At 52.1% G+C, this 18,326-nt stretch carries 16 protein-coding genes; 15 read left to right on the forward strand and 1 reads right to left on the reverse strand.

Annotation, left to right across the window (positions count from 1 at the left end):
• The first annotated feature begins 3 nt into the window (after positions 1–3).
• From ACH6EH_RS07835 to ACH6EH_RS07905, 15 genes are all read left to right on the forward strand, one after another.
• Entirely contained in the window at positions 4–957 is a 954-nt protein-coding gene (locus tag ACH6EH_RS07835) for a bifunctional riboflavin kinase/FAD synthetase (protein ID WP_397331865.1), read from the forward strand.
• A gap of 151 nt (positions 958–1,108) precedes the next feature.
• The gene (gene rpsO, locus ACH6EH_RS07840) at positions 1,109–1,378 is read left to right on the forward strand and encodes a 30S ribosomal protein S15 (protein ID WP_138226080.1); all 270 of its coding nucleotides are present in this window, start codon (positions 1,109–1,111) and stop codon (positions 1,376–1,378) included.
• Between the two features lie 149 nt (positions 1,379–1,527).
• A complete protein-coding gene (gene pnp, locus ACH6EH_RS07845) occupies positions 1,528–3,621 on the forward strand; it encodes a polyribonucleotide nucleotidyltransferase (protein ID WP_138226079.1) in 2,094 nt (697 codons plus the stop codon).
• Positions 3,622–3,785: 164 nt separating this feature from the next.
• A complete protein-coding gene (locus ACH6EH_RS07850) occupies positions 3,786–4,775 on the forward strand; it encodes a polysaccharide deacetylase family protein (RefSeq protein ID WP_397331866.1) in 990 nt (329 codons plus the stop codon).
• 82 nt (positions 4,776–4,857) lie between these two features.
• On the forward strand, positions 4,858–6,123 hold the full coding sequence (locus tag ACH6EH_RS07855; RefSeq protein ID WP_138226077.1) for a M16 family metallopeptidase: 1,266 nt from the start codon (positions 4,858–4,860) through the stop codon (positions 6,121–6,123).
• Positions 6,101–6,547 (forward strand): dUTP diphosphatase, encoded by a 447-nt coding sequence (gene dut / locus ACH6EH_RS07860; protein WP_175415285.1) that lies wholly within the window; start codon positions 6,101–6,103, stop codon positions 6,545–6,547. Before ACH6EH_RS07855 ends, dut begins: the two co-directional genes overlap by 23 nt.
• A gap of 161 nt (positions 6,548–6,708) precedes the next feature.
• A complete protein-coding gene (dpsA, locus tag ACH6EH_RS07865) occupies positions 6,709–7,605 on the forward strand; it encodes a dipicolinate synthase subunit DpsA (protein ID WP_397331867.1) in 897 nt (298 codons plus the stop codon).
• A 1-nt stretch (position 7,606) separates the two neighbouring features.
• Positions 7,607–8,203 (forward strand): dipicolinate synthase subunit B, encoded by a 597-nt coding sequence (locus ACH6EH_RS07870; RefSeq protein WP_138226074.1) that lies wholly within the window; start codon positions 7,607–7,609, stop codon positions 8,201–8,203.
• Between the two features lie 47 nt (positions 8,204–8,250).
• The gene (locus tag ACH6EH_RS07875; protein ID WP_397331868.1) at positions 8,251–9,300 is read left to right on the forward strand and encodes an aspartate-semialdehyde dehydrogenase; all 1,050 of its coding nucleotides are present in this window, start codon (positions 8,251–8,253) and stop codon (positions 9,298–9,300) included.
• A gap of 68 nt (positions 9,301–9,368) precedes the next feature.
• Positions 9,369–10,586: an aspartate kinase gene (gene dapG, locus ACH6EH_RS07880; RefSeq protein ID WP_397331869.1), complete on the forward strand. Its 1,218-nt coding sequence runs from the start codon at positions 9,369–9,371 to the stop codon at positions 10,584–10,586.
• 48 nt (positions 10,587–10,634) lie between these two features.
• Positions 10,635–11,522 carry a 4-hydroxy-tetrahydrodipicolinate synthase gene (dapA, locus tag ACH6EH_RS07885; protein ID WP_138226071.1) on the forward strand — a complete coding sequence of 296 codons (888 nt, stop codon included), beginning with the start codon at positions 10,635–10,637 and terminating at the stop codon, positions 11,520–11,522.
• Positions 11,523–11,774: 252 nt separating this feature from the next.
• Complete coding sequence (locus ACH6EH_RS07890; protein WP_138226070.1) at positions 11,775–13,454, forward strand: ribonuclease J; 1,680 nt, start codon at positions 11,775–11,777, stop codon at positions 13,452–13,454.
• A 228-nt stretch (positions 13,455–13,682) separates the two neighbouring features.
• The gene (locus ACH6EH_RS07895; protein WP_397331909.1) at positions 13,683–14,402 is read left to right on the forward strand and encodes a ClpP family protease; all 720 of its coding nucleotides are present in this window, start codon (positions 13,683–13,685) and stop codon (positions 14,400–14,402) included.
• A complete protein-coding gene (locus tag ACH6EH_RS07900; protein ID WP_397331870.1) occupies positions 14,399–14,635 on the forward strand; it encodes a YlzJ-like family protein in 237 nt (78 codons plus the stop codon). The genes ACH6EH_RS07895 and ACH6EH_RS07900 overlap by 4 nt, the downstream gene beginning before the upstream one ends.
• A 139-nt stretch (positions 14,636–14,774) precedes the next feature.
• Positions 14,775–17,402, forward strand: coding sequence for an FtsK/SpoIIIE family DNA translocase (locus ACH6EH_RS07905; RefSeq protein ID WP_397331871.1), 2,628 nt, complete (start codon positions 14,775–14,777; stop codon positions 17,400–17,402).
• A 62-nt stretch (positions 17,403–17,464) separates the two neighbouring features.
• Here the strand turns inward: ACH6EH_RS07905 and ACH6EH_RS07910 are convergent, their stop codons facing one another.
• Complete coding sequence (locus ACH6EH_RS07910; RefSeq protein WP_397331872.1) at positions 17,465–18,325, reverse strand: AraC family transcriptional regulator; 861 nt, start codon at positions 18,323–18,325, stop codon at positions 17,465–17,467.
• Between the last annotated feature and the right edge of the window lies 1 nt (position 18,326).

Genomic DNA, 18,326 nt, shown 5'->3' on the forward strand with positions numbered 1-18,326 from the left:
CAGATGAAAATCGTTTCGCTGTCATACCCCCTTACCGAAGCACAGATTGCGGAATACGGACATCCCCAGACGGCAGCGATTGGTCAATTTGACGGGCTGCATCTGGGGCATGTCAGTGTCATACAGACCGCTGTGAATTCGTCGCGAAAGGCCGGGATCCCGGCAGCCGTTATTACCTTTTATCCGCATCCCAAGGAAGTCATGCGCAAGGGCAGCTACGACGGTTATCTAACCCCACAGTCTGACAAGGAGGACCTTCTGGCGCAGCTGGGGGTAGATATTCTCTACGTTATTGAGTTTAATGAGTCGTTCTCCCGCATCACACCGGAGCAATTCGTAAAGGACATGCTGCTTCCGCTGTCACTGCACACCGTTGTGGTCGGCTTTGATTTCAGATTTGGCCACAAGGGCGCAGGGGATGCAGAAGATCTGCATGTGCTCGGGAATGGAGAGATTGAGGTTGTGATTGTTCCGCCATTGCTGGTGGACGGAGAGAAGGTAGGCAGCTCCTCCATCCGCGAAGCACTCGCTGACGCCAGGCTGGAGGATGTCAACCGCTGGCTTGGCCGCCGGTACCGTATTTCCGGCACCGTGGTGCACGGTGAGAAGCGAGGGCGGCAGATCGGCTTCCCTACAGCGAACCTAGAGCTTGAAGCTTCCTATGTGACTCCGTCACAGGGGGTTTACGCAGTACGTGCGAGATGCTCCTCAGATCAGGTTTGGCGCAGCGGTGTGATGAGCATCGGAATGAAGCCAACCTTTCACGAGGGCATGGCTGAACCGGTGTATGAGGTGCATTTGCTGGATTTCGACGGGGACCTTTACGGTCAAGTGATGACTGTGGATCTGGTATCGCACATCCGGGGCCAGCTCAAGTTTAATTCCATTAATGAGCTGATTGACCGGATCGGTCAAGATGCAGCAAAGGCGAGAGAACAGCTGTCCCATTTGTCTTAGGTAAATATCCAAAGTTCCGTTTTCTTTTTCAGGTAAAGTATGCTATACTCTTTAAGGCACTCGGGTTACGGGTGTAGAACCTTGGCTTGGTTATCCGATCTCACCGTCGGTGACGAGGCTAATGGCGATTATAATGAAGGAGGTGAACAGGATGGCATTGACTCAAGAACGTAAACAGCAGCTGATTGACGAGCACAAGACTCATGAGTCCGACACAGGATCCCCAGAGGTGCAGATCGCTATCCTTACGGAAAACATCACCAGCTTGACTGACCACTTGCGTACGCACAAGAAAGATCATCACTCCCGTCGTGGATTGTTGAAAATGGTCGGCCAACGCCGGAAACTGCTTGCATACTTGAAAAACAAGGATGTTCGACGCTACAGCGCGTTGATCGAGAAGCTTGGATTACGCCGCTAATTGCGATAAGGTGTATCGAAAAGCAGCCTGGTTGTCCACTGTCCTTCTTGGAACGACAGCGGCGCAGCCGGGCTATTTTTTTAGGGGATAAACAATTAGGGAATACTTAAGCAATGACTAAACTAATAACTCCTAGGAGGAGGGACTACATGGAACAACGTGTTGAAATGCAGCTGGGTGGAAGAAAGCTGGTACTCGAGACCGGCAGATTGGCCAAGCAGGCCAATGCAGCAGTTATGGTTCGGTACGGAGATACAGCCGTGCTTTGTACGGTAACAGCCTCCAGTGCTCCGAAGGACCTGGATTTTTTCCCGCTGACGGTGAACTATGAGGAAAGATTGTATGCTGTCGGCAAAATTCCGGGAGGATTCATTAAACGCGAAGGACGCCCCAGCGAGAAAGCCATTCTGGCAAGCCGCCTGACAGACCGCCCGATTCGCCCTCTGTTCCCTGAAGGCTTCCGAAATGATGTGCAGGTGCTTAATCTGGTGATGAGCGTGGATCAGGACTGCGAGCCTGAGATTGCTGCCATGATTGGTACCTCTGCCGCTCTCAGCATCTCCGACGTTCCGTTTAACGGACCGATTGGCGGAGTAGCAGTGGGACGCGTGAACGGCGAGTTCGTTGTGAATCCGACTATTGCACAGCAGGAAGCAAGTGATCTGTACCTGGTTGTAGCCGGTACCAAGGACGCTATTATGATGGTTGAAGCCGAAGCCAACGAGGTTCCAGAAGAAGTGATGCTGGAAGCAATTATGTTTGGCCACGATGAGATCAAGCAGATTGTGTCTACTATCAGTGAGCTTGTAGCTGCAGCCGGCAAGGAGAAGATGGAAGTCAAGCTGCACGCGGTTAACGAAACTGTAAACTCCGAGGTTCGGAAGTTTGCCGAGCAGCGTCTGGTAGAGGCTGTACGCATTGAAGAGAAGCATGCCCGCCAGGATGCCATCGATGCTATCAGCGATGAAGCATACACTGTATTTGAAGAGAAGTATTTGGAGACGCCGGAGCTTCTGAAGGATGTTAAGGAAGTACTGCATGACATCGTGAAGGAAGAAGTCCGCCGCCTTATTACCCATGATAAGGTGCGCCCGGATGGCCGCGGCCTTTCCGAGATCCGTCCAATCGACTGTGATACTGGCCTGCTGCCAAGAACTCACGGATCAGGACTGTTCACGCGTGGACAAACCCAGGCTCTTAGCGTGTGTACGCTTGGCGCATTGGGAGACGTACAAATTCTGGACGGTATTGATCTGGAAGAAACGAAGCGTTTCATGCACCATTACAATTTCCCGCCGTTCAGTGTGGGTGAAGCTCGTCCGCTTCGCGCACCGGGCCGCCGTGAAATCGGACATGGAGCGTTGGGTGAGCGCGCATTATCCAAGGTTATTCCGAATGAAGTGGAATTCCCATATACGATTCGTCTCGTTTCTGAAGTTATCGAATCCAACGGCTCGACATCTCAGGCGAGCATCTGTGCCAGCACCCTGGCTATGATGGATGCCGGCGTACCGATCAAGGCTCCTGTTGCAGGTGTTGCCATGGGCTTGATCAAGGACGGAGAGCATGTTTCCATTCTGACTGACATCCAGGGGATGGAGGATCATTTGGGAGATATGGACTTTAAGGTTGCGGGAACCCAGCAAGGCGTTACGGCCATCCAGATGGATATTAAGATTGATGGCATCGACCGTAGCATTTTGCAGGAAGCCTTGGAGCAGGCAAGAGAAGGACGTATGCATATCCTGGGCAAAATGCTTGAAGCGATTCAGCAGCCGAGAGAGGCACTTTCTCCTTATGCACCAAAAATCATCACGATGCAGATCAATCCGGACAAGATTCGCGATGTGATCGGTGCCGGTGGCAAAATTATTAACAAAATCATCGAAGAGACCGGCGTGAAAATCGACATTGAGCAGGATGGCCGTGTATTCATCGCTTCATCCAATGCCGAAATGAACCAGAAGGCCCTGTCCATTATTGAGGGCATTGTGCGTGAGGTTGCGGTGGGTGAAATCTATACCGGAACGGTGAAGCGGATTGAGAAATTCGGCGCCTTCGTTGAGATTTTGCCGAACAAAGACGGTCTGGTACACATTTCTCAGCTTTCTACCGAGCGTGTGGGTAAAGTAGAAGATGTGGTAGCCATTGGAGATGTGATTACAGTGAAGGTTACCGAAATCGATCAGCAGGGCCGGATCAACCTGTCCCGTAAAGCTGTTCTGACGGCTGAAGCCAACTAATATTCTCTACATGAAGGACATGAAGGAAAGAGACAGATTGACTCTGGCTCTTTTTTTATGCCGTATGCCTTGGTGAAGAGCAGGCTCTAGCACAAGGCTGTACATATTCTTCTCTCCCGGTTCATAAAATGGGACAAAGCTTATGGCTGTGGGGAGGGCGCAGGATGTTCGGAAGCGAAAGCAGGAAAAAAATAGCGGTGCTGACAGCTACGGTGGCTGGTGTTAGCAGTCTTGCGGTGATAACAGGGTCTGTGGATTATGTGAGACAGCTGTCTCATTCTGCTGTCATGTATGATGAAGTGCAGAGCACAGCGGTGGATGTTCAGCTTCTGGAACGCATTCAAGCCGAAGCGGCTCAGAACAGAGTAGAACCCATCGATGCTAAAGTGGATTCCGTATGGAAGGCTATCCCCGGCTATAACGGCCGTGAAATAGACGTGGAGGAAACCTACAGACGCGCTCTGAAAAGGAAAAGCGTTGAAGAAATTCCTTATGTGTACCGGGAAATTCCCGCCAAGGTGACCCTGCAGGACCTCGGTCCCCATCCCATTTACCGGGGGAATCCGAACAAGCCGATGGTGTCGCTCATGATTAACGTGGCTTGGGGCAACGAGTATATCAAGCCCATGCTGCATACGCTGGAGACGGAGGGCGTGAAGGCCACTTTTTTTCTGGATGGGAGCTGGCTGAGCAAGAATCGGGAGCTGGCGTTGGACATTGTGAACGGGGGACATGAGGTAGAGAATCATGCGTATACCCATCCCAATATGAGCCAGCTCAGCGCCGCCCGTGCAGAGAGCGAGATTACGAGAACCCAGGAGCTGCTCAAAGAGAGCCTTGGTGTCACCAATACCTGGTTTGCACCGCCTTCCGGCGACTATAACCAACAAACGGTACAGCTTGCTCATGCCAGAGGCTTGAAGACCGTCCTATGGACGCTGGATACGGTGGACTGGAAGCATCCTCCAGCTCAAGCGGTCGTCGATAAAATATCGGCTAAGGTCGAGCCGGGCTTTTTGATCCTGATGCATCCGACGGACTCCTCCTCGCAGGCACTTAAAGGTATGATTCAGGGCATCCGCGCAAAGGGACTGCATATCGGAACCGTATCCCAAACCTTGTCCCCGGAGCGTTTGGCGCCTTCTGAAAGTTGAGTGGATCTGGCAAGTTTGCTACAATGTGTGGATGGAAAGAATCATCTAATAGAACAATGGTGTCAAGTCAGGAGGGCCCCGCGTGAAAAAAATAGAGCTGTCGAACGGCCTGAGAATTGTGATGGAGCAAATTCCAACCTGTCGTTCGGTTTCCTTCGGGATCTGGGTCAAGACCGGATCGCGAAATGAGACGCCGGAATTGAACGGGATTACACATTTTATCGAGCATATGATGTTTAAAGGAACGGAGCGCTTTGATGCTCGGGCGATCGCGGAGCAGTTTGATGCCATCGGCGGGAATGTCAATGCGTTCACTTCCAAGGAATATACCTGCTATTATGCGAAAGTGCTGGATGAGCATTTGCCGATTGCGGTTGACGTCTTATCGGACATGTTTTTTCATTCCAAGCTGGACTCTGGCGAGCTGGAGAAAGAGAAGAACGTTATTCTCGAGGAAATTTCCATGTACGAAGATACTCCGGACGATCTGGTCCATGATTTGATGTCGATCTCGGCTTATGGCGACCATCCGCTGGCTTATCCTATTCTGGGCACGAAAGAGCGCTTGGAAGCCATGGACTCTGCGGCATTGAGATCCTATATGAATCGGCATTATACGATCGAGAACACGGTCATTGCACTCGCAGGAAATATTGATGACTCCGTTATTGAGCTGCTGGAGCGTCATTTTGGCAAGTTCCAAAACCGGGGTGAGAACGATGTTCTGAGCGTCCCGGATTTTCAGGATGGTCTGCTGTTCCGTAAAAAGAAAACCGAGCAGAACCACATCTGCCTCTCCTTCCCGGGAAGCTCGATGCATGATGAGCTGCAGTATGCCATGGTGCTGCTCAATAATGCGATTGGCGGCGGTATGAGCTCGCGCCTGTTCCAGGAAATCCGCGAGAAGCGCGGATTGGCTTACTCAGTATATTCGTACCACAGCTCCCATGCAGACAGCGGCATGTTCACGATCTACGCCGGAACAGCTCCGAAGCAGACGAAGGAGGTCCTGGAGCTGACTCGGAATATGATGGCCGAGCTGGCTGAGAAGGGCATGTCGGAGGAAGAGCTGGCTAAAGGAAAAGAGCAGCTGAAGGGCAGCCTTATTCTGAGCCTGGAGAGTACGGGAAGCCGAATGAACCGGCTGGGCAAGAATGAGCTCATGCTGGGCAGGCACTACAGCCTTGACGATATGATCTCAAGAATTGAAAAGGTGTCTATGCAGGATATGGATAAAGTACTGGACCGGATGTTTGCGGTTCCGTTCGCCCTGGCGATGGTGGGATCCAACGACAAGGCGCTGAATGGAATGAGGAGGGACGAGTTTGTTGCACTACGTACAAATTAAACGCATGCCGGGCTGCGAGGATATTCACCTCCCGGTAAAGATGACTGAGCTTGCGGCAGGATTCGATCTGCACGCTGCCTTGCAGGAGCCTGTCGTGCTAAACCCGGGGGAACGCACGCTGATTCCTGCCGGCTTCGCTATGGCGATGCCAGGCGGTCTGGAAGCGCAGATACGCCCGCGCAGCGGCCTGGCATACAAGCATGGCATCACCTGTCTGAATACACCGGGCACCATTGATGCAGATTACCGCGGAGAGGTAAAGGTACTGCTGGTGAACCTGGGACAGGAGCCGTTTGTCATTGAGCGCCATGAACGAATTGCTCAAATGGTGTTTCAAAGTCTTCCTCAGGTGGAGCTCCAGCAGGTCGAGGAGCTGTCCGATACGGTAAGGGGAGCCGGGGGCTTCGGCCATACCGGGAAGTAGAAGGAGCAGCACGTATGTGCTGTCATAGCTTCATCATAAGCTGCAGCCGTTCCGGACTATCCGGAACGGTTTTTTTGTCTTTCCTTGAGGTGCTGCACACCTCCGGCTGGGCCTCCGCATAAGATGCCGTATACTGCTATTGGAAAGGAGCGAGGCCCTGCATGCTGACAGGAATCCGGACGGTCTTGATTGGTGGCGATGCACGCCAGGTTGAGGTTATCCGAAAATTGGCGGAGATGGATGCTTCCGTAACCATCGCTGGCTTTGACACACTGCAGGATTCCTTTCAGGGCGTACTCCGGGAGCCGCTTACTGCAAAGCTGCTGTCTGGCGCAGACGCTCTGATTTTACCTGTGGTAGGCTGTGACGATGAGGGATTGATCGGCGCGTTATATGCGGAAGGCTCGCTGAAGCTGGAGGAAGAGCATATCCAGGCGATGCCAAAGCATGGGGTAGTTTACACAGGTATGGCTAAGTCGTTTCTGAAATCACTATGTGCAAAGCACAGCATCAGGCTGGTGGAGCTGCTGGATCGGGACGATGTGGCGATATACAATTCCATTCCAACGGCGGAAGGCGCCTTAATGATGGCCATTCAGCATACGGACTTTACGATACACAAATCCACCTGCATGGTGCTTGGGATGGGGCGCACCGGCTTTACAATGGCCCGGAGCCTTCAAGGGCTAGGAGCCCGGGTCAAAATGGGCGTTCGCAAGAGCGAGCATTATGCCCGCGCCGAAGAAATGGGCTGGCAGCCTTTTATGATGAAGGATCTCGAGCAAGAGGCGGCTGACATTCAGCTCTTGTTTAATACGATTCCTTCCATGGTCGTGACGGCGCAGGTGTTATCCAGAATGCCGCGGGAGGCTGTCATCATTGACCTGGCCTCGGCACCTGGCGGCTGTGATTTCAGATATGCGGAGAAGCGGGGCATCAAAGCGATGCTTGCCCCCGGACTCCCGGGAATCGTTGCCCCCAAAACAGCGGGAATCATCATGGCCAATACACTGGTTGAGCTGATTTCGGAGCAAACCAAAAGTCGGGAGGAAGCTTGAGATGAACTGGAACGGAAAAACGGTCGGCTATGCCTTGACCGGCTCTCACTGTACGCTGGAGGAGGTTATGCCGCAGATTCAGCGGTTTGTTGATGGAGGTGCGCGTGTCGTTCCCATCGTATCCAATACGATCATGAATACGGATACCCGATTCGGATCATCGGAAAATTGGCAGAAACAGTTGAAAGAAATAACGGGGAATGATATTATTTCTACAATTGTTGAAGCAGAGCCGCTGGGTCCTTCCAAGCTGCTGGATGTGCTGGCGATCGCACCTTGCACCGGCAATTCCATCAGCAGGCTGGCCAATGCGATGACAGACAGTCCGGTGCTAATGGCCGCGAAGGCCCAGATGCGAAATGGGCGCCCGCTGGTGCTGGCGATCTCGACGAATGACGGGCTGGGACTTAATGCAGCTAATATCGCGAAGCTACTGGTAACCAAAAATATTTATTTTGTACCATTTGGACAGGATAATCCCCAGCAGAAACCGAATTCCCTCGTGGCCCGCATGGATCTGGTTCCGGAAACCTGCGAAGCGGCTCTGACGGGGATGCAGCTGCAGCCGATGATTATCGAACGGTTTCAATCAGCATGATTCTTAAAGCTTGACCAGAAGTTATTCATGAAGGGGAGACGTGTCAGATGAGCGAGCAAAAGTATAACGTAGCCGTTGTAGGAGCTACAGGAGCGGTAGGAGAACAGATTCTGAGCCTGCTGGAGAAAAGAGATTTTCCGGTAGCAGAGCTGAAGCTTCTGTCTTCCGCGCGTTCTGCAGGCAAGGTTCTTACATTCAAAGGACAGGACGTAGTTGTAGAAGAAGCAACCCCTGACAGCTTTAAAGGCGTGGATATCGCTTTGTTCAGTGCCGGCGGTGATGTGAGCAAGGAGCTGGCTCCACATGCAGTTTCCCACGGTGCCGTATGTATTGACAATACCAATGCATTCCGTATGGACCCTGACAAGGTACTGGTTGTGCCAGAGGTGAATCCGGAGAAAATTCAGGAGCATAACGGAATTATTGCGAATCCGAACTGCTCTACCATTCAGATGGTCGCAGCACTGAAGCCGCTCCATGATGCCTTTGGCATCGCTCGGATTATCGTGTCCACCTATCAGGCCGTGTCCGGAGCAGGACACAAGGCCATTGAGGAAATGCTGCGTCAGAGCAAGGAGATTCTCAGTGGAAACGCTGACGTTCAGCCTGATATTTTGCCGGTGGGCTCCTTGCCAGTCAAGCATCAAATTGCATTTAATGCGATTCCCCAAATCGATAAATTCACAGACAATGGATATACATTGGAAGAAATGAAAATGGTCCGTGAGACTAAAAAAATCATGGGCGACGAATCTATCGAAGTGTCAGCAACCTGTGTCCGCATTCCTGTCATTAACGGCCATTCCGAATCCGTATATGTGGAATTCAAGAATGACTATGAGCTGGAGGAAGTAAAGTCGCTTCTAGAGAAGGCTCCGGGAATTACGCTGGTGGATGATCCTGCATCCCAAGCTTACCCGCTCGCTAGTGATGCGGTCGGTAAGCCGGATGTCTTTGTGGGACGTCTGCGCCGTGATCTGACTCATTCCCGCGGTCTCAATATGTGGATTGTATCGGATAATCTGCTGAAGGGCGCGGCCTGGAATGCTGTGCAAATTGCAGAAATTATCGTTTCCAACCGAAACGGCCGGGCTTAACAGCCGGCCGTTTCAGCCGCTCGGCGCCTGGTTTATCGTCTTGCGGTTCCTCAAACGGAGGAATCTTCATGCGCATCCTGGTTCAAAAGTTCGGCGGAACCTCGCTATCGACTCCGGAAGCAAGATCCAGAGTCATTCAGCACATCAGGCGGGAGCTGGAGCAGCAGCTTCATTTGGTAGTTGTAGTATCTGCTATGGGGCGGAAGGGAGATCCCTACGCTACAGATACTTTGCTGGAGCTTGCTTCGAGCAATAATGCCCTGCTTCCCGTAAGAGAGAGGGATCTGCTGCTCTGCTGCGGAGAACTTATATCAGCTGCAGTGCTGTGCGGCCAGCTATGTCGAGAAGGCATTGCTGCAACGGCGCTCACCGGCGCCCAGGCCGGTTTCATTACGGATGATAATCATGGCAATGCCCGTATTCTTTCGGTCAAGCCTGATCGTATATTACAGGAGCTTGAGGCTTCCAGGGTTGTTATCGTAACCGGGTTTCAGGGACAGAGCAAATCCGGAGAACTGACGACACTGGGAAGAGGCGGCAGTGATACCTCAGCGACGGCGCTGGGAGCCGCGCTCCACGCCGAGATGGTCGATATATATACCGATGTAAACGGAATTTTGACGGCAGATCCCCGGATTGTGGAGGATGCCCGGCCGTTAAAATACGTCAGCTATAGCGAGATTTGCAATATGGCTCAGCAGGGAGCGAAGGTGATACATCCACGGGCTGTGGAAATCGCAATGCAGTCGCAAGTCCCGCTGCGTGTCCGCTCTACGTTCTCTGACAATGAGGGCACATTGGTTACCCGGCCTGAGTCCTTCAAGGATGCTGCTGAGGCCGACATTGTGGATCGGTATGTAACCGGTGTAACCTACATGAGCCATATCACGCATATTTCAGTGGACTGTGCCTCGCTGCAGGATACGCCGCTTCGTATATTCCGAAGAATGGCGGAGCACGCCATTAGTGTAGACTTTATTAGCGTAACGCCGGAAGGCGTGCGTTACACGGTATTTGATGATGACGCACAGAAGGCGGAGCAAGCGCTCAAGGACTTAGGACTGAATCCTCACATTTCCAAGGGCTGCGCCAAGGTATCCATTATTGGCGGAGGAATCAATGGAGTGCCGGGGATCATGTCCCGCATTATAGAGGCACTGAGTGAGCATGGTATTCCAATTCTTCAATCCGCAGACTCCAACACGACGATCTGGCTGCTCGTCCGGAATGAAGATATGGGAAATGCACTTCGCTCGCTGCATAGCAAGTTTGAGCTTCACCGGTAATGTCAGCCTAGAGCTTTTGTGCCGGATAACAGTTAGGAGGAAACGATAGTGGACTTCGGAAGATTAATTACCGCCATGGTCACGCCCTTTGATGGAGATGGAAATATCCACTGGGACGAGACCGCCAGACTGATCAATTACCTGATTGAGGATCAGCTGTCCGACAGCCTAGTCATTGCAGGAACCACCGGGGAATCCCCGACATTATCCGAGGATGAGAAGCTGAAGCTGTTCTCCTTCGCCGTGGAGAAAGCGGCTGGCCGGTGCAAGATCATTGCCGGCACGGGAAGCAACAACACCCATCATTCGATCGAGCTGACGAAGAAGGCGGAGCAGTGCGGTGTTGACGGCATTCTGCTGGTGGCGCCATATTATAACAAGCCTAGTCAGGAAGGGCTGTATCAGCATTTCCGGGCGATCGCCGAGAGCACAAGCCTACCTGTGATGCTTTACAATGTACCGGGACGTACCGGAATCAGCCTGGGAGTATCCACAACACTCCGTCTCGCAGAGCTGGATAACATCGTCGCAACGAAGGATTGCGCGTCTCTAGACCAGCTGACCCAGATTGCATCCGCTGCACCTGCCGGATTTGCCGTATACTCCGGCGATGATTCCTCAGCGCTGCCGGCATTGTCTGTAGGAGCCTATGGAATCGTCAGCGTAGCGAGCCATGTTGCCGGAGCACTCATGAAGGATATGATTCAAGCGTATCTGGAAGGGCGCAACAGCGATGCTGCTGCCCTCCATCAGAAGCTGTTCCCGCTGTTCAAGGGATTGTTTGAGTGTCCTGAGCCGCTTCCAAATCCGTCTGCAGTGAAATTTGCGCTTGCGGAGCAAGGATTTCCAGTCGGCTCCGTGCGGCTCCCGCTGCTGAGCCCGAATGATCAGGAGGCCGAGTTCATCCGTAGTCTGCTGGCTTCCTTGTCCTCATAAATACAGCACTGACGGTGTAAGACAGCCGGCGCTTCTCCATTTGGAGAGCGCATCGGCTGTTTTTTTGTATTTTGCATGATCACACGCGATAAAAATTGAACTCAACAGGGCATCCTATATCTCACTGGGTGGGCGACTTGTGTTTAACGTTTTTTTTCATGTATAATGGGTTCAAGAGACTGGGTGCGGTATATTTTAGTAAATTAATATAACATTGGTCGACGTCCAAAACCATAGGAGGGTTAGATACACTTGTCAAAAAAAAATAACAGCGATAAATTATCGATTTTTGCCCTGGGCGGCGTCGGTGAAATCGGGAAAAATATGTATGTCATTCAATATGCTAACGACATCGTTGTCGTGGATGCGGGATTGAAGTTTCCGGAAGAGGACATGCTGGGAATTGATATTGTCATTCCTGACATTTCTTATTTGACAGAGAATCGTGACAAGGTGAAAGGCATTGTGCTGACTCACGGACACGAGGATCACATCGGCGGCCTGCCATACGTGCTGAAGCACTTGAACGTTCCTGTTTACGGTACCAAGCTAACGCTTGGGCTGGTAGAGAACAAGCTGAAGGAAGCAAATCTTCTTGGCGAAACCAAAAGAGTGCTGATTCATGCCGATTCCGAGATCAAGCTCGGAGAAACACTGACAGCCACCTTCTTCAGAACCAATCACAGTATTCCGGATTCCGTCGGCGTATGTATTGATACACCAGAGGGAAGCGTGGTTCACACCGGTGACTTCAAGTTTGACCACACTCCGGTAAATAACCAATATGCAGACCTGCAGCGCATGGCGGAGATCGGCAGCAAGGGTGTACTCGCACTGCTGTCGGACAGCACCAACGCAGAGAAGCCAGGCTTCACGCCATCAGAGAAGAATGTAGGCGTGGTGCTGGAGGATATTTTCCGCAAGGCGGAGCAGCGCGTGGTAGTAGCCACCTTTGCTTCGAACGTTCACCGTATTCAACAGGTTGTGAATGCAGCCGAGGAGACTGGCCGCAAGGTAGCTGTAATTGGACGCAGTATGGTAAATGTTGTGTCTATCGCTTCGGAGCTCGGATACCTTCACGTGCCTGAAGGCATGCTGATTGAGCCGGAGGAAGTAAACCGCATGGCAGCAGACCGGGTCGTTGTGCTCTGTACCGGCAGCCAGGGTGAGCCAATGTCTGCGTTAACACGCATGGCCCGCTCGACTCACCGTAAAGTGGACATTCTGCCAGGCGATACTGTAATTATTGCAGCCACACCGGTGCCGGGAAATGAGAAGTATATCGGCCGGACCATTGATGAGCTGTTCCGTCTCGGGGCAGAGGTCATCTACAGCGGTTCCAATTCCGGCGTACACGTATCCGGCCACGGCAGCCAGGAAGAACTGAAGCTGATGCTGAATCTGATGAAGCCCCAGTTCTTTATTCCAATCCATGGTGAATACCGGATGCAGCGCAAGCATGCACTGCTGGCAGAGACCGTTGGTGTAGAGCCTGACAACATCTTCATCACGGATTTGGGAGAAGTGGTTGAGATTCAGAACGGCTCGGCTCGGAAGGCTGGTAAAGTGACAGCTGGCAATGTACTGATCGATGGACTCGGCGTCGGTGACGTCGGTAACATTGTCCTGAGAGACCGTAAGCTGCTGTCTCAGGACGGTATTCTGGTCGTTGTCGTAACTCTGAGCAAGCAGAATGGCTCCATTGTTTCTGGACCGGACATTATCTCTCGAGGGTTTGTATATGTTCGTGAATCCGAAGGGCTGCTGGAAGAAAGCAACCGCATCGTTTCCAGTACGCTGCAGAAGCTCATGAGCGAGAACGTAAACGAATGGGCTTCCTTGAAGACCAGCGTGAAGGATGCGCTGGGCCGCTTCCTGTACGAGCAGACTCGCCGCAGACCGATGATCCTTCCGATCATCATGGAGGTATAGCCGCGATACCGTTTCATTCATAAGGCACACAGTCGCCCTTTTCCGCGAGAACGTTGGACGGTTCTTGAGGAGAAGGGCTTTTTGCTGCGTTTAAGGATGCCAAGGATGATTCAGCATGCTTTCTGACATAATAGCTAGGAGGAAGGTAACCAAGCAGAAGGGCAGGGGACATGCATGAGTATGAAGCAAAACGAAATTGCACGCAAAACAGCTGGCAAGGGTGAAAGTATGCCGGAGGTTGATATGCCAAGTGAAGAGCACAAGAAGCAGGCATCTCTAGAAGCGGTACAGCAACTTGGCCAGACGGGTGTGGCAACACCCGGAGAATCCAATATCTTCTGTATGACCATTATCGGCCAGATTGAAGGCCACACCGTTTTACCACCGCAAAATAAAACGACCAAATATGAGCATATGATTCCACAGCTGGTGGCGGCGGAGCAAAACGCCAAAATTGAAGGACTTCTTATTATCCTTAATACGGTAGGCGGTGACGTTGAAGCTGGCCTGGCCATTGCAGAAATGATATCCTCATTGACCAAGCCGACGGTGACAGTGGTGATCGGCGGCGGTCACAGTATTGGCGTTCCGATCGCTGTTGCGGCGGACTACTCTTTTATTGCCGGCAGTGCGACCATGACCATACATCCCATTCGCATGAGCGGATTGGTGATCGGTGTTCCGCAAACCTTTGAATATATGGAGAAAATGCAGGAGCGGGTCGTCCGATTTGTAACTCAGCATTCCGGCATTACAGAAGCTCAGTTCAAGGATCTGATGTTCAAGACGGGAGAGCTGAACCGGGACATCGGGACCTCGGTATCGGGAGCCGATGCGGTTAAATACGGCTTGATGGATGAGGTTGGCGGTATTGGCCAGGCACTGGCGAGACTGAACGGCATGATTGGAGAGCGTAAGACCCTGGGTGCAGGAGGGCTTACACAATGACCTTATATACGGTAATGCCACTGGAGATGGTGTTCTCTGGAGGAGGGCCTGCCGCACCGGATTCACCTCTAGTGATCGAAATGCGGCTTAACGGCGTTCTGCTGGAAGCGGAGATCATCGACCATCAAAGCGCCAGGATCGTAAGGCTGCTGGATTGCCAGCTGTCGGATTATTTAAATCCGGTCTATATGCCTGGCAGCCAAATATCTTTTATTCCGGTCCTCCATGTATAAGGGGGGCCGTTTTTTTAATACCTGGCGAATGCCAGAGTGCACAGCTTTTTAGCGCCACCGCATTTATTTGGGCCCGCGAAACAGAACATAGGTACGCCATGGTAATGTATGCTATAATATGGCTTCGGGGGTGACATTATTGGCAAAGCGTAAGCGGAAGAAGAGGGCTGTATTTGCCTCGGTGCTGAAATATGAAATTTATGGAATTATATTTATGACCTTATCGGTTATCGCATTATCGGGAGAAGCACCGGTTGGGCGTTCACTATCCAAGATGTCGGGCTACGTGCTTGGTAAATATTATTTTGTCATACCCTTGATCGGCATTTACTACGGATTAATGGTGATGATTCACCGAAAATGGCCCAAGGTCTGGAACAGCCGCCGAACGGGCGTGCTGCTGCTGCTGCTGGCACTTACACTTATGAGCACCATCAGCGCTATGGAAGCCAAGCTGGCACCGATTGGGCAGTTTACTTCCGGCAATGTGCTGTCTCAAATACATAGTGATTTACAGGGTGAGCTGCTTTATGCAGAGAGTGATGGAAAACATCCGGTTCTGGGCAAGGATATCGGAGGTGGCTACGTGGGAGCTTTGCAGCTTTCAGCGCTGCTGCTGTTCTTCGGAGCCATTGGAGCACGCCTCATTATGATTGTTATGCTTATCATCAGCTTTATGCTGATCACCAACTTGTCATATGTTGAGCTGATGAGAATGCTGCGCACGAGAGCGGTAAGAGCAAGCGGCTTGCTTCAGAAAAGAATGCAGTCGTACAAGTCTGCCAAAGCCTCCGGCGTGCGTAAAGGAAATCCTCGGCTTCCTGATGATGACGATGATCTGGACGATTTGGAGGAGCCAGAGCTCGCTTCCCGTCCGGGGCGGCCCGTGTTCTTCCAGCTTTTTAATCGGGAGAGCAAGGATCAGCATTCCGGAAAAGGATCACAGACAGAGCTGCAGGATGAGGAAGCCTTCGGGCCCCAGGATATTTTGTACGGAGGGGATTCGCTAAATACTGACGATCAGGAAGCATTGCAGGATGGGGCAGCCAGACACGAGACCGCAGAGGCGCCCGGCGGTGCGCCGATCATCCGGGATTTCTTTGAGCATGTGAAGTATGAGGATGCCCGGGAAGAGGATGAGCTTCACGATCATGATTCATTGCCGATCCAAGACGCATTGACTCCGCTGCATGCGGAAGGCCAGTCCCAGGACGTAAGCCTGATGGATGTCAAGGCGGATTCTACCGATAAGGAGAGTAACGGGGAGGGTGCCGGGCCTGCGTTGTCTGCAGATGTAGAGGGTCAGCCCGAGGCGCCGCTGGCTCCGCCGAAGCCACCGCCGAAGCCTTACAGGCTGCCGCCGTTCCGCCTGCTCTCGAAGCCTGCCGGAAGCGGAAAGCCTGGAGATCAGAATGATTACAAGCAGACCGCCCGGAAGCTGGAAGCTACGATGGAGAGCTTTGGCGTTCGCGCCAAGGTGCTGGAGGTCGTTAGAGGGCCTTCCGTGACCCGCTACGAAATCCAGCCGGATATCGGAGTAAAGGTCAGCCGGATTGTCGGTCTTACGGATGATATTGCGTTAGCGCTTGCTGCGAAGGATATCCGTATGGAGGCTCCCATTCCCGGAAAGTCAGCAATCGGCATTGAGGTGCCGAATCACGAGGTGTCCATCGTGACGATGCGAGAGGTGATGGAAACGCCGCTGTTCCAGGATGCGGAGTCCAAGCTGTCCATTGCCTTTGGCCGAGATATTTCAGGTCAATCCATTGTTGGAAATTTGGCGCGGATGCCCCATCTGCTCGTTGCCGGTGCAACCGGCTCCGGTAAATCCGTGTGTATTAACGGCATTATTACGAGCATTTTGTATAAGGCGAAGCCCGATGAGGTCAAGTTTCTCATGGTCGATCCCAAGATGGTGGAGCTTAACGTATACAACGGCATTCCTCATCTCATGGCTCCGGTAGTCACGGATCCCAAGCGAGCCTCATTGGCCCTGAAGAAAATTGTAGTGGAAATGGAAAAGCGATATGAGCTGTTCTCGAAATCCGGGACACGGAATATTGAAGGCTACAATGCTCTGGTAAAGGATAATCCTTCCGCTGTACTGCCCTATATTGTAGTCATTGTGGATGAGCTGGCTGATCTAATGATGGTGGCCGCGAACGACGTGGAAGAGGCGATTACCCGTCTTGCGCAAATGGCCCGTGCAGCGGGCATCCATCTGATTATTGCGACTCAGCGCCCATCTGTAGACGTGATTACCGGCGTCATTAAGGCGAATATCCCATCCAGGATTGCGTTTGGTGTTTCGTCTCAGGTGGATTCAAGGACGATCCTCGATATGGCCGGCGCGGAGAAGCTGCTGGGACGCGGAGATATGCTGTTTATGCCGATGGGGGCGTCGAAGCCCATCCGTGTTCAGGGAGCTTTTATGAGTGATCAGGAAGTAGAGAACATCGTCAATTTTGTGCGGGATCAGGGTCAGGCGGAATATGATGATTCGCTTGTGCCAGAAGTGGAGGATACGATCTTAGGAGAGGATGATACCCTGGACGAGCTGTATGACCAGGCTGTATTGATTATTCTGGAAGCCAAACAGGCTTCGGTCTCTCTGCTGCAGCGGCGAATGCGTGTTGGATATACGCGTGCGGCACGATTGATTGACTCGATGGAGGCGAGAGGCGTGATTGGTCCATATGAGGGCAGCAAGCCCCGCGAGGTCATCATGTCTATGGAGCAGTATCAGCAAAGCAAGATCAGTTCATAATGCAGAAAGGCCGTGCGTGCAGCACGGCCCTTTTATGTTTTTGCTGGAATCGCGATCCATCGTTATTCCTCCTGCGGCAGTCGATACAGCTTGCGGTACTGGCTTGCGGTCATCTTGATCGTTTTCTTAAAGGTGCGGTCAAAATGGGTCAGGCTCTCAAAGCCGGTTTGCTCTGCGATATCAACGATCTTCGTGTCAGTCTCGCTGAGCCTTCTCTGCGCCTCCCGGATTCGGGTGAGATTGACATACGAGATGATGGTGAAGCCGGTCACTTCCTTGAACATCCGGCTTAAATAGTAAGGACTGATGTAGAAGGTATCGGACAGCAGCTCCAGCGTTATTTTGTTCTGAAAATGCTGATGAATGTACTGCACGATGTCCATCATCTTCTCATGCAGCGGATTGATCGGATAGGCTGCAGGCGCTGAAGGGCGCTGCTTGAAGCGAGAGATGAGCAGCAGCAGCTCGGTCAGCAGCAGCTGGAGATAATCCTGATAGCCGTCCTTTTGCAAGGTAGCCTCCTGAGACATTTTATTGAAAATCTGCAGGGTCTGTGCCTGCTCCTGGGGCTGCAGTGGAACGACCGGATCGCCCTGCGAGAACAGTGGCAAGGCAGTCTGCCCACCGGAAAGAGCAAACGACTCATCAAAGTTGATGACAATCCGCTCATGCTCAGGTCCGCCGCTCATAAAGCTTTTATGCACATCGTATCTGTTAATCATAACCAGGCAGCCTGGCTGAATCCGATACAGCTTCTCCTTGATGAAGTAATTCCGTTCTCCGGACATGAGATAATATATCTCATATGTGCTGTGATAATGGTTATTCCGCTCGAACGGGAGCCGGCGCCTTATATGATCGAAATAGAATGAGGATTCCTCATCCCCGTAACTGGCTAGCGGCAGATCCTCTGGTTGAGCCATG

This window comes from Paenibacillus sp. JSM ZJ436, assembly GCF_044383795.1.
GTDB classification, from domain to species: Bacteria; Bacillota; Bacilli; order Paenibacillales; family Paenibacillaceae; genus Paenibacillus_AQ; species Paenibacillus_AQ algicola.